Genomic DNA, 12,237 nt, shown 5'->3' on the forward strand with positions numbered 1-12,237 from the left:
CGCAGGGATCGACCGCGAGGCGGCCACGATAGACTTAGCCCCAAATCGTAGACGGCCGGCTCCATCCATCCGCCGGAATCAGGCCGCGCGTCGCGTCGGGGTCTTCGGGTGTGGCACGCACGCACCACTTGCTTCACACGCACCGATCCAAGCGGCTTGGGCGTTTTCGATCGCCGCGGCCGCCTCGGCCGCGGTTCGACCCCGAGCTTCGTCCTCATCGCTCCAAGCGATCTCGATGAGATTGCGGTTCGTAGGTTGTCTACGGACTTGCGGATCATCCTTGGATATGCCAAGACGCTTTATAAGGCAGATCGAGCATCGTCATGGCGAAGGTCTTGATGTCGAGCGCGGAGTGGCTGAAGGGACTCTCGCCCGCGAATCGCATTAGGTACCAGTAGACGAACAGAAAATCGTAGGCGGCCGGGTAGCCCACGAAGACCGGCTTGCCGGGCAAGGCCTTGAGCCAGGCCACGTAGCGCGGCATGACCTCGGACGGCGCCGCCGGATCGAGTCTTGACTGCTCCCAAGCCGCGGGATTGCGTCGCCACCAGGCCATGGTCTTCGGATGCCCGGATGCGCCGTCCAGCAGGGTCAAGTTGGCCGCAAAGGTCTCGATCAGGGTGCCGTCCGGCGTGAAGGCCGCGGACCCGAGGCTCAACATCGAATGGGGTCCGGGGATGGGTCCATCGGCTTCGATGTCGGTGGAGACATAGATTTCCTGCATTTGCTTCACCCTCCGCATGTCCCCGGGTCACCCCGACTGTCGGCGCCGATCCAGATCCGACTTCGGCGCGACCGGCCGCTGCCTCGCGCGGTCGCGTCCATCGCTCTAATCCAGCCCACTACTCCGGGGCATAAGGGCCCTCGACACCGGCCTCGGCATCTCCTGCCACGCACAATGTGGGGGATGGCGGTCCGGAATGCGCTGCTCGGCAGGCTGTCGAGTGGCACGGAGGATGTCCATCCGAAGCCACGCCTCGGGAGCACGCCGAATGATGACGAGCCGCATGACCTCGCTTTCCAGCATAGAGCTCGGGGGAAAGCACGTTTTTTTGAGCCCTTCCTATGATGCGGGCGCCCGGCACGCGGGAGATCTGATCGGCCACGAAGACGTGCTGCGCACCGTCCTGGCGGCCTGGCAACAGCAGCCGGGGATGCCGCCGATGGCGCCGCTGCTGGTCGGTCCGCCGGGTGTGGGCAAGAACCATATCGTCTACGAGCTGGCCCGCATCACCGGCAAGCGGCTCTGGATCCTGCAAGGCCATGAGGACGTCACGGCCGATGATATCTCCTGTGCGGTGCGCAGCAGCGACGATCCGACACGCAAGTTCGACTATATCCTGGCGTCGCCGGCGACCGCGATGCATGAGGGCGGGATCGTCTTGTTCGACGAGATCGGCAAGATGCGTCCACGCGCCCTGGCGCCGCTCGCCTCGGTCACCGACGAGCGCCGTACCCTTTTCTCCAACCTGTTGGGCGACGGGATTCTCGCGCATCCGGGGTTTCGATTCATCGCCGCGACCAACTCGGTGGACTTGGATGCGGAGGGGCTGCCCGACTTCATTCGCTCGCGTCTGCAGCCGGTCATTCAGATCGGCCTGCCCGGACGGCGCGAGATCGGCCGGATCGTTCGCAGCCGGTTCGAGCGCATCGGCGCGAAAGACGAGCTCATGTCCCAGTTCTGGCGTCTCTGGGACGCCCATCGCGACGGAACCCTGCCGTCGCCGCGCGAGACACTCCATGTCTTCGGCCTCGCGATGGGGCTCGCGGATGTCGACGCGGGGCTGACGGATGAAGCGACCGACCGGGTGATGTTGATGGTGCAGCCGCGGCATCTCGAAGAGGCGTTCTTGAGGATCTGCGTCAACACGAGGGCCACCACATGAACGACAACGCGATCCGGCTCGAGATCCGCGGCGCGACCCTGCTTGCGGTGCCTGCCGTGCATTTTCGACTGCCCTTCGCCGAGGCGGTCAACGCCGTGTGCCGGGATCTGAGCTCGCGCCCGGATGCGATTGCGGTGGAGCTGGGCCCCGCCGCCACGGCGGCAGCGCGCGCCTGGCTTCAGGAGCTTGGGGTCGGACCCGAGCATCGGCGTCGGCTGCCCTGCATGCTCGGTCTGCATCGCGATAATCAGCTGCTGCACCCGGCGATGCGCGAGCGTGCACTGACCTTGCAGCGCGAGACCGGTCGCGAGCTGCACCGGCTGCCGCCCGCGCTGCTGCAGGAGGAGCTGAGCTTCACCGGATTGGCCGTGATGCAGCTGTCGCCGACCGACTCGATCGTCGAGGCCCTGCGGTGCGCCTGCGAGCTGAACGTGCCGGTCTACGGCGTCGATCTTGAGATCTCGGCTCGGAGCAACCCCAGCCCGGTGCTGATGGAAGATCCTTGGTTGGCCCGAGGCGCCATTCGAGACTATGCCGAGCGCAACGGGCGGCGGGCCCTGAGCGATACCGACCCCCTGATCGACGGGCGTCGCGAGACCGTCATGGCCGCGCGGCTGCTTGCTGTCCTGGCCCGACACCGCCGGGTGTTGTTCACCTGTGGTCTGGGCCACTGGGTCCGATTGGCCGGGCTGCTGCAGGATCCTTCGCTGGCACCTGCAACGGTCGGTCTTGAAGCCGATGACGCCGAGGTCGGCACCTGGCGAAGAACGCTCGTGCATCCCGGCATCGCCGTTCAGTCTATGGAATGGCCGACGATTACTTGGCTTTGGGAGCGCAATCGTCCGCATCCTCTGCGCGGCGGGCCGGCCAAGCAGGATCCGCCGTCGTGTCACGAGGCACTGCTCGGCAAGGCATTGGAGCACGTTTATACCCGTACCCCTGGGGCGTCCCAAGAGCAAGGCGGACAGGATTGGCGCGCCTTGGGCCGTTTCACGCACATCCTTTCGGCCGAAATGCAGCTGACCTTGCGCCGGTTCCCGAACCTGGGCTTGGTGATGCGATGCGCCGAAGCGGCGCTCCCGAAACCGCTCTCGGACGCCTTGGGGCGCGCCTTGACGCGGTTCCCCTGGGCCAAGCCCGCCCAATTCCCGGACACCGAGCAACTGCTTGACAACCGCGAGGGCAAGGAGGGGGATGTGACCTTGAGCGGGCGAGGGCGTCCCTTTCGAGCCGGGTTGGTCCAGGGGGGCGGGATCTTGGTGCCGAATCCGGGCCTCGTGCGTATCGCCGAATCGCACTGGGAATCTCATCGAGGCTCGGACGGGTCTGCGTGGTCGTCGATGCTCTCTTGGCGGCCCTGGGAGCGTTTGGCGACGGCCTTGAGCGCGCAGGCCAGCGGTCACGTCCGAAAAACGCAACGCGTGAGGGTGACGGAGTCCTTCACGGGACAGCTGCTCGATGGGATCGATGTGCGTCGGACACTGCGCGAATTCGCCCGTGGGCAGGATCGGCTGATGGTTCGCGACTCCCGCCTCGCGCCGACGCGTACGCCGACCTCCATGACCGATGCCTTTCCGGTTGTTTGGATCTTCGACACTGGGGGGCCGCGCCATGGGGAAATGACCGTTCTGCGTACACCTCTGACCTGGCTGCTCCATGCAGGTCGGGACCGTGCAGCGCTGGAAGAACGACGGGATGGTGCGGGAGAAAACATGGCCGATCTCGTCTTGTTCACCGATGATCGGGGGACCGACCTCAGCGGCAATGCCGAGAGGAGCGGCATCTGGACCTACCTGACACGCGGCTGGCTGTTGTTTCGTCCGCAGTGTCCCAGTCTTCGCCAGGCCGCCGACTGGATCCTCCGAACCCGGTCCAGGCTCACCCCCATTTACAGCGATGCGTTCAGCAACGAGCTTCCGATGGAGCTTCGACATGCGCTTGCGCGCGATGGCGGACCCTGCCTCGCGGATCTGTCCTGGCAGGATCGCTTGCTTCGGGTCGGGCTCGCATTCGGCGGCCGTACCCTGACGCTGGTGGCCCCGATTGATTTCAGCCCGGCGTCGGCAATCCGCGACCACGCCGCTCGCCGGGGCCAAACCATTGTTCGCGTTCCCATCACAGCCTTCTCCAAGGCCCATGTCGCGCGCGTGCGCCGGATCGAGATGGTCCCGGGGCGCGTTCAGGGTGAGGACTGCCGAATCGTCTACGACGGACACCCGGGCGACGTCCTGGGCGAGCCGGAAGACGCTTACCGCGAGCTGATCCCGACGGCGTGGCGGCATTACCTCTGGTAAGCATGCCCCGCCGAATTCCACCTGTCGGAGCGCCGATCCATGCACCCGAACGATACCGAACCGAATCCGGGCCATCGCGAGATCCTGTTCTTCGATGACGCGCCTCTGGATGCCGTCCTGCACGGGGGGCCCGGCAGCGCCTCCTCGGCGGACCTCTTTGCCGTCCGGGCCGATGAGCGTGACGCGATCGCGCGGGCTTGGGCGGAAGGCCGGGTCCAGGATGCCTTGCGCCGAACCGACGACCTCCTTGCGAGCGGCGGTGCCTTGACCGAGCGGGAGACTCTCACGACCCTGTCGCGAATCTCGGGACTGATCCCCGAATGCGGTTGGCCGATAATCCCGGCCGGGTCTTATCCGTACGAGTCGATCCTCCGGGAGGTCTTCGAGCGTGCCTTGCGCGCCGGGCAAAACGGGTTGGCCGGGGAGGTCGGGCTGGTCCTCGCGCGTGCGCTTGAAGCCTGTGGACGATTCGACGGTTCCTCGGAGGTGTCCATGACCCTGCTGACATTGGCCCGGGTGCGCTCCAACCGCATCGAGATCGCCCAATACGCCAATAACCTCGGCTACGCACTCGCCCAGCGGGGCCTCTGGTCCGAAGCCGAGCGCTGCTGCGAGGAGGCCGTCGCCGGCTTCACGGCGATCGAGGCGCCGGGCCGTGCCAACAATGCGCGAGCCAACCTACTGAGCGCACGCCTCGATCTCTACGGGTTCCCCGATGCGACGTCGCTGGAGCCAGAGATCGAGGAGGTCGATCGCTATTACGCGAGGGCTGCGGACTGGCGACAGCGTAAAACGCTCGTCCTCCTTGCCAGGATCCGCGAGCACGTCGGAGATCTCGATCTGGCATTGAGGCTGATGGAGCAGGCGCTGCGTGTTGCGCGAAAAGTCAAGACTCGGCACCGTCTTGAGGATGCCGCCTATCGGCGGAAGCTCAGGTACAGGATCGCTCGCGAGGTTGACGGTCTTGACGAACAGGTGCGCGTCGGGGGGCTGCCGGCCTGAAACGCGGGTCGGTTCGGTAAAACCCGGAGCTGAGATCATGCGTGTTTCCGAGTGGTTGTTGCGGCATTCTCGATACTGTGTGCTGGTCGTCTCTCTGCCGATCATGGCTGTTGCAGCCGAGTCGAACGGGACCGACGGCGGCAGCGGAACCCCGGGATTGCACGCCGGCGGCACCGCAGCCGTGATGGACCGCAATGACGATGACGGCACTGATCTCGCCGAATGGGCCGACGTGATTCAAGTCGCGGACGGCGCTCGGCACAGCGTCGGTCTCAAAGCCGACGGTACCGCCGTGGCGAGCGGAGACGATTGGTATGGTCAAATACATGTGAATGGCTGGAACGACCTGATCCAGGTCGCCGCAGGTGTTGGATACACGGTCGGACTCAAGTCGGATGGAACTGCAGTCGCCATCGGGGCCAACCGATATGGCCAGACCGACGTCGCCCAGTGGATGTGGAGCGCCTTGACCCGGGTCTCGACGGGCTGGTTTCACACGGTCGGCCTCAAGGCCGATGGGACCGTGGTTGCCGTGGGTCTGAACAACTACGGTCAGACCGATGTCGCCGATTGGAACGGCGTGACCCAGATTGCGGCCGGGGGACAGCACACGGTGGGGCTCAAGGGCGACGGCACCGCGATTGCGGTGGGCGACAACCGTTACCGGCAGTGCGAGGTCGCCGAGTGGCGCGACCTGGTGCAGATCGTGGCGGGTGGAGCCTACACCGTCGGGCTGCGGCGCGACGGTAGCCTGGTCAAGGTCGGCCGGAACAACGACGGTGAAGGCGGTGCCGACTTTTGGAATCCGAACAGCGCGATCCCCTCCGGGATTCCTGATCCTTGGGACGCCGCCTATCGTGTGATGCTCGACGACAGCTCGACACTCGGACTTTTGCGCAGCTACCGCGATCAAGTTCTGATGCGTTCCGAGCGCGGGCGGCACTATACCGAGCTGGCTTACAGCCATTCCGAAGAAGCCCTGAACGTCCTGCTGGACAATCCACGTCTAATGATCGTCGCCGGCGAGCTCATCGAGCTGAACCGCGATGTTCTTGCCGCAGCACTGGAAGGCGAACCGGCAGAGGTTCGGGACGCCGGGGCAGTCGTGGACTTCCTGAAGAACTTCGCCGAAGAGGCGCCTCCGGTGCTCGGCGTGCTCGCGATCGGAATCGCGAAGGAGGTGAGTCATCGGCAGCGCGCGGGTGGAGAGATGTTCGGGTTTACGCTGCGTTAGCCCGTCTTCGACTATTCGCGCCCTTTTTGCGCGTAACCCATTGTTCAGCATAAGCCGCAGGGGCGAAGGTCGGCACTACAGGCGATTAGTGTATGAGGGCTTGGAGCGCGGCGGTGATCCTCGGTGGCGGCTGCGCGGGCAGTTGCAGATTCAGCCGGTCGAGCAGCAGTTGCTGGTCGGGTTCCGGCTCGGTGTAGCGGCTCAAAATCAGCGTACGTCCATCGGTTGTCGGCAGATGCACATCGACCATCTGGATGGCGGCGAATTTCTCCAAGGCAGACCTTGGGGTCAGACCTGGAGCGAGGGGGCGCAGACGGGCCTTCAGGGTGACTTGGAGACAATAGGCGAGGAAGGTGACAAAAATGTGCGCTTCGATGCGCCGATCCAATTGATGATAGATCGGCCGAACACTCAGGTCACCCTTGAGTTCTTTGAACGCCTGTTCGACTTCGGTCAGTTGGATGTACCAGGTCCAGAGTTGAACGGGATCGTTGCTGGTGAGATTGGAACGTAATAAGTAGCGCCCCTCACGGCGGCGGACCTGACGTAGCTTCTTGCGATTGAGCGAAAAGGTGAAGGTGTCGGCAGTGACGGATTCATCGGGTGCGGGCACCTGGATGCGCATCAATCCATAGGCGCGCCCGGCGTCTTTCTTGGCCGCGCCGAGTTTCAATAAGAGCTCGTCACGGCTGAGCGTTTGCCGTTGCAATTCCTTCAGGCGTTTGCATAAGCGCTTTAGACGCCGCCGGCGCATGGCCCGTTCCTTGTCTTGGCGCCCAGCGCTCCGAGCCAGGACTTACAACTCGCCGTCCTGGTCCAGGAGCTTGACCGTGACCTGGTCACGCACCGCGGCCCGGGGCTTGGTCAGAAAAGACTTTTCCAGCTTGGTCAAGCGCCCTTTGGGAGTGCCTACCAGATAGTGCACCGGGGGATCCGATGCACGCATCAGGGCCAGGATCTCCTCGGTCGGAATACCGCGGTCCATCACCCAGATGCGCTCGGCCTTGCCGTATTGGGCCTCGATCTTGGCGAGGGCGTCGGTGAGGGTTTGTTTATCCAGGGTATTGCCGGCGAGCACCTCGTAGGCCAGCGGAAAACCCTCCGGGGTGACGATCAAGGCGATGATCACCTGCACGCAATCAGAGCGCTTATCACGGCTGTAGCCGAATTTGCGCTTGCCATGCTCCGGCGGGTCGCATTCGAAATAGGTACTGGTCAAATCGTAGAGGAGCAGGTCAAAGCGGGCATCGAACAAGAGCCGCCAGCGCTCCTGAAGGAAGGTGAACAAGGCCTGCTTGTGCTCCACCAGATGATCAAGGCAGCGATAGAGGGTGTGACTCTGAGCAATAGAGAAATCCTCGCCGAGCAGGTCACCCATGGCACTGTGATCGAACCAGTGACGGTGCAGGCGCCATTCACTGCCGGGGTCGATCAGGCGATAGGCGACCAGCGTTTTGAGCACATTCAGCCAGCGCGTCCCTTTGCGGCTCGGTGGCAGTCGCGGCTGCCAGAAGGTGTCCAGTTGCAGTTGGTCCCACAACTCGCCAGCCAACCAACACGCGCCCCATTGTCGGGGACGACGCAGCTGCAATCCGCTCAACTTCACCTGGACCACTGCGCAGGCCAGTTCCGGCGCCGGGCGGTCCTCCGGAAACAGCGCCAACTGCGTCGCAGTGCCCGTGTCCTCGTCGAACACGGCAATGGAGCGGCACCAGGCCGCGCGCTGCACGTCGTTGATCTCCCCGAGATACAACACATGGCGCTGCACCACCCGCCCATCCGCGACACGACGGTTCTCCACCACACTCCAATAGCGGTGCTCTTTGCCGTCTTTCTTGCGAAGTTTAGAGCGTAGGAACATGCCGATAGTGTCCTCGGCCCGGCCCTCTGGCTCAAGGACCAAGGTCGGCACTACAGGGGATTCGGCATGAATCGCTCTAATACGATCAGAGACTTACACTAACGCTCGGGTCGATTTGGCCCGAAAATCGCGAAATCCAGGGTCGAATAGTCGAAGACGGGTTAGACGGTAATCACGGTATTCTCGGTCGACACCCGGCGTAGATTCGGGCAACCATGATCACATACCGTCGACGGCAGACAGCCGATCGTTATCCATGGCATGGCGTATTCGGCACGCTTGCCGGGCATTTGCTCATGTCGCCAGCTCGGCATCGGTGACGTCGCTCCCGGCACACCAGTCCGCCCATTGCTGCATCATGGCGCGGCGCTTGTCGAACAGATCGCCGCGTCGATAGGCTTTTTCGGCCTTGTTGCCGATGACATGGGCCAGGGCCATCTCGCAGACGTGGTTCGGGAAGCTGCTGACTTCACCGGCCCAGTCTCGGAACGACGAACGGAATCCGTGCGGAACCGCGTCGCCCCGCGTGCCGCCGACGCCGTACCCCAGGCCGCGCATGACCTGCAGCAGGGCCATATTGGAGAGCGGTCGACCATGCTTGGCGCCAGGAAACACGTAGGGGTGATTGACGATGCGCGGAAGGGTCTCGATGACGGCCATCGCGGCGTCGCTCAACGGGACGCGATGCTCGCGATTTCCCTTCATGCGCGCTGCCGGTATCGTCCACACGCGGGCCGCGAGGTCGATCTCGGTCCATTGTGCACCCAAGACTTCGCCGGTGCGGCATGCGGTCAAGATCAGGATCTCGAGCGCGCGTGCCGAGACGCTGGTCAATCTGCGCAATTCCACCAGGAACGCGCCCACATCCTGATAGGGTAAAGCGGGCTGCTGCCGGACCGTTTTGACCCTGGTCGGTTTCGGCAGCAATTTGTCGAGATGGCCGCGCCAGCGCGCCGGATTCGCCGGATCGCGCCACTGCCGGGCAGCGGCAAAGTCGAGGATGTTCTCGATGCGCCCCTGGACGCGTTTGGCGGTCTCGGTCTTCGTGGTCCAGATGGGCTTGAGCACCGTCAGAATGTGCTCGGTCGTCACCTTGTCCACGGGCCTGTTGCCGAGGATCGGGCGGGCGTAGGTCTTAAGCGTGGCCGTCCACTGTCGTGCGTGTTTGCGATTGTTCCAGCCATGCCGGTTCAGCCGGATGAAGGCCGCGGCGGCTTGGGTGAACGTCGGAACAACCTCGGGTGCGGTTTCGGGGGCGAGCGCTTGCGCGCGGTGCTCGATCGGGTCGATACCCTGTCGGCGAAGCTCTCGCGCTTCTGCGGCCCTTTGGCGTGCTTCCGCCAGCGTGACGGCGGGATATCCGCCCAGCCCCATCTCGCGCTGCTTGCCGGCGTTGCTGTAGCGAAAGACCCACAGGCGGGCATGGCCTTCGGGGTAGAGCCACAGATTGCCGCCGTCGCCGATCGGCTGAGTGGCGTTCTTCACCTGTCGATCGGTCAGACGATGGATGTTGCGTGCCATGAGCCGATCCCCCAAGTCATACCCACAAACGTACCCACAAAATGGTCTGTGCCTATGGTAGACGCTTTCGGATCTTGCTGCACGTGAAACTCGTCAAACTATTGTTTTTATTTTTACTTCTGGACTCATGAGGATATCTTTGATTGTCGTTATAGCGGACTCCCTCTCCGCCACTAACATTAAAAAATATAATAAAAAAATCGTTTAGAAATCATTAAGCTCTGAAGTAAACATTTCGCCCCCAAAATTGCCCCCAACCAAACTTTCTATCTGTTGAGTGGTGCATGGGGCATCGCGGATGCCGAACTCGGCTGATCCTCGCCTGATGTCTGCCTGACGGTCATGCTTGCCCCCGGCACTCGGCGATGCCGCCGTAGCGGATCTAGCGTCCCCCCCACGTCGCGGCGAATCGGCATCGATCCCGATGTTTGGGGCAGCAACGAGACGACCTTTCCCTTAACGCATCAGTCTGACCGCGTGGCCTTCCGTGTAAGATTCCGAGCACGTCATGCGTTGCGCACCCTGCACGACAGGATACGGGGCCGCGACTCGTTCCAGAGTTCAGGTTTCGCGAAGATGACCTTCCAACGTCACTACCGCCTTGGGACGCTCGGGGTGTCCGCAACGGTTGAGTTGTGCGCCTCTCGCAGTTGGACGCCCGAAGCCAATCGGCGCCGCAGTTCGCCGACAGGATTCGTCGACACTTGCCTCGGTCGATCCAATGGTTCGAAGGCCCGGGAGCATTCGTTTCAATTGCCTCGTTGCGATTCGGAAACGCCGTCGAGCTATGACGCCGCCTCCCCGGGCGTGCTCGCGGGCTGCCGTGGATGCTTACTGCTAGGCGAGGAGAGCAGAACAGCCCCGGTAGGCGTGTGCGCTATCGGTGTTGCCGACCTGACGAAGGGGCGCAATCCCGGAGTCGGTGAAGTGGATGCAACCTGCTGCGCGCATCCGACACGCCGCAAGCCATTCGAGGGTCCAGTCGAAGGACGCCAAGACGATCCTCGCGAAAGTCCCGCAGACAGCCGGTGAGCCAATGGCCTTTGCGCTCGACCGCCGTTTCGGTCGCGGTCTCATACCGGCTTCTCCCTCCCGTGTCCAAGCGGTCTGATTTCCTGTGCTTGTGTGCCGGTGGCGAGAGCGTTTGCCGGAAGCGCCCTCACGAGCAGTCGACATCCGTGTCGAAACACCCGGGAGAAGGCACGTGTCAACAACAGGGTCGATGCATCACTACGGCCGCCGAGAGAGTCCACGCTGAATGCAGTGCCTGCCGAAGCGACGTCGGATCGCATCGAGCGTCGCGTCGAGGCGATCATCCGAATGATCCTGCTCTCGGGTATCCAGGTCCGCGAACAGATCCGGCTGCACGGGCGCCTGCGCCCAGCCGGAGAGACCCAAACCGATCAGCCGCACCGCGCGACCTGAATGCGTGTCGGCCCGGTACAGGTCCCGGGCCGTGTCGAAGAGGATCCGATCGTCCGCGCTCGGTGCCGCCAGGGTCCGGGAGCGGGTATGGGTCTCGAAGGGGTGCAGGCGGATCTTCAAGGTGACCAGCGTGCCCTTGCGCGCGGCGTGTCGGGCCAGGTAGCCAACCTCCTGCGCGGCCCAACGCAGGGTGTCGTACAGCACGTCGCTGTCCACGACATCCTCGGCGAAGGTCGTCTCCTTGGAGATCGATTGCCGTTCGGTGGCCGGATGGACCCGGTCGTCGGCGATGCCGTTCGACTGCAGATGCACCTGGGTGCCGGTGCGTGCGCCCAAGCGTCGGCGCAGATCCGGGAGCGCCCGGGCACGCACGTCGCCGACCGTCCGCAAGCCGGCCCGTTCGAGTCGTCGGGCCGTCACGGCGCCGACGCCTCGCAGGGCGGCGAGCGGCAGCGGATCCAGAAAGGCGCGGACCTCCTCGGGGCGCACCACCAGGAGTCCATCCGGTTTGCGGACGTCCGAGGCGAGCTTGGCGATCAGGCGGTTCGGACCGATCCCCACCGAGGCGGTCAGCCCGACCGCCTCATAGATGGCCGCCTTGGTGCGCCGGGCGACGACCTCGGGCGGACCGACCAGCCGCTCCAACCCGGAAACATCCAGGTACGCCTCGTCGATCGAGACGGGCTCGACCAGCGGGGAGAGGGTGCCAAGCACCCGCATGATTTCCCGCGACACCTCGGCATAGCGCGCCATATCCGGTCGCACGTAGACCGTCTCCGCCGGCAGACGGTGCACCGCCTCGGCGATCGGCATGGCCGAGTGCACGCCGAAGCGCCGCGCCTCGTAGGAGCAGGTGGCGACCACGCCGCGCCGACCCGGCTCGGCGCCGACGACGAGGGGACGTCCGCGCCAATCCGGGCGGTCGCGTTGCTCGACGGCGGCATAGAAGGCGTCGAGATCGACGTGCATGACGAGGCGGGACATGCGGAGATGGACCCTCGGCGGGCGGGTTGC

The 12,237-nt window shown here is 64.1% G+C and carries 7 protein-coding genes and 1 pseudogene; 4 read left to right on the forward strand and 4 right to left on the reverse strand.

The window, feature by feature from the left end:
• Positions 1-274 precede the first annotated feature (274 nt).
• Positions 275-724 carry a hypothetical protein gene (locus THIMADRAFT_RS22310; RefSeq protein WP_007195395.1) on the reverse strand — a complete coding sequence of 150 codons (450 nt, stop codon included), beginning with the start codon at positions 722-724 and terminating at the stop codon, positions 275-277.
• A 328-nt stretch (positions 725-1,052) separates the two neighbouring features.
• Here THIMADRAFT_RS22310 and THIMADRAFT_RS22315 point away from each other — a divergent pair, with 328 nt between their 5' ends.
• Genes THIMADRAFT_RS22315 through THIMADRAFT_RS25115 form a run of 4 tightly spaced genes read left to right on the forward strand, consistent with a single transcriptional unit; the run spans position 1,053 to position 6,416 of the window.
• On the forward strand, positions 1,053-1,886 hold the full coding sequence (locus THIMADRAFT_RS22315; protein ID WP_233490329.1) for an AAA family ATPase: 834 nt from the start codon (positions 1,053-1,055) through the stop codon (positions 1,884-1,886).
• Positions 1,883-4,180, forward strand: coding sequence for a hypothetical protein (locus THIMADRAFT_RS22320; RefSeq protein ID WP_007195397.1), 2,298 nt, complete (start codon positions 1,883-1,885; stop codon positions 4,178-4,180). Before THIMADRAFT_RS22315 ends, THIMADRAFT_RS22320 begins: the two co-directional genes overlap by 4 nt.
• Positions 4,181-4,219: 39 nt before the next feature.
• A complete protein-coding gene (locus tag THIMADRAFT_RS22325) occupies positions 4,220-5,182 on the forward strand; it encodes a tetratricopeptide repeat protein (protein WP_007195398.1) in 963 nt (320 codons plus the stop codon).
• A gap of 37 nt (positions 5,183-5,219) precedes the next feature.
• Positions 5,220-6,416 carry an RCC1 domain-containing protein gene (locus THIMADRAFT_RS25115; RefSeq protein WP_007195399.1) on the forward strand — a complete coding sequence of 399 codons (1,197 nt, stop codon included), beginning with the start codon at positions 5,220-5,222 and terminating at the stop codon, positions 6,414-6,416.
• A gap of 85 nt (positions 6,417-6,501) precedes the next feature.
• Here the strand turns inward: THIMADRAFT_RS25115 and THIMADRAFT_RS22335 are convergent.
• The 3 genes and pseudogenes from THIMADRAFT_RS22335 to dinB form a co-directional block, all read right to left on the reverse strand.
• Positions 6,502-8,277 (reverse strand): annotated as a pseudogene (locus THIMADRAFT_RS22335) (IS1634 family transposase).
• A 294-nt stretch (positions 8,278-8,571) separates the two neighbouring features.
• Entirely contained in the window at positions 8,572-9,798 is a 1,227-nt protein-coding gene (locus tag THIMADRAFT_RS22340) for a tyrosine-type recombinase/integrase (RefSeq protein ID WP_007195402.1), read from the reverse strand.
• Positions 9,799-11,028: 1,230 nt separating this feature from the next.
• Positions 11,029-12,207 carry a DNA polymerase IV gene (gene dinB, locus THIMADRAFT_RS22345; protein WP_007195404.1) on the reverse strand — a complete coding sequence of 393 codons (1,179 nt, stop codon included), beginning with the start codon at positions 12,205-12,207 and terminating at the stop codon, positions 11,029-11,031.
• Between the last annotated feature and the right edge of the window lie 30 nt (positions 12,208-12,237).

It is taken from the genome of Thiocapsa marina 5811 (genome assembly GCF_000223985.1).
In the GTDB taxonomy this organism is placed as follows: Bacteria; Pseudomonadota; Gammaproteobacteria; order Chromatiales; family Chromatiaceae; genus Thiocapsa; species Thiocapsa marina.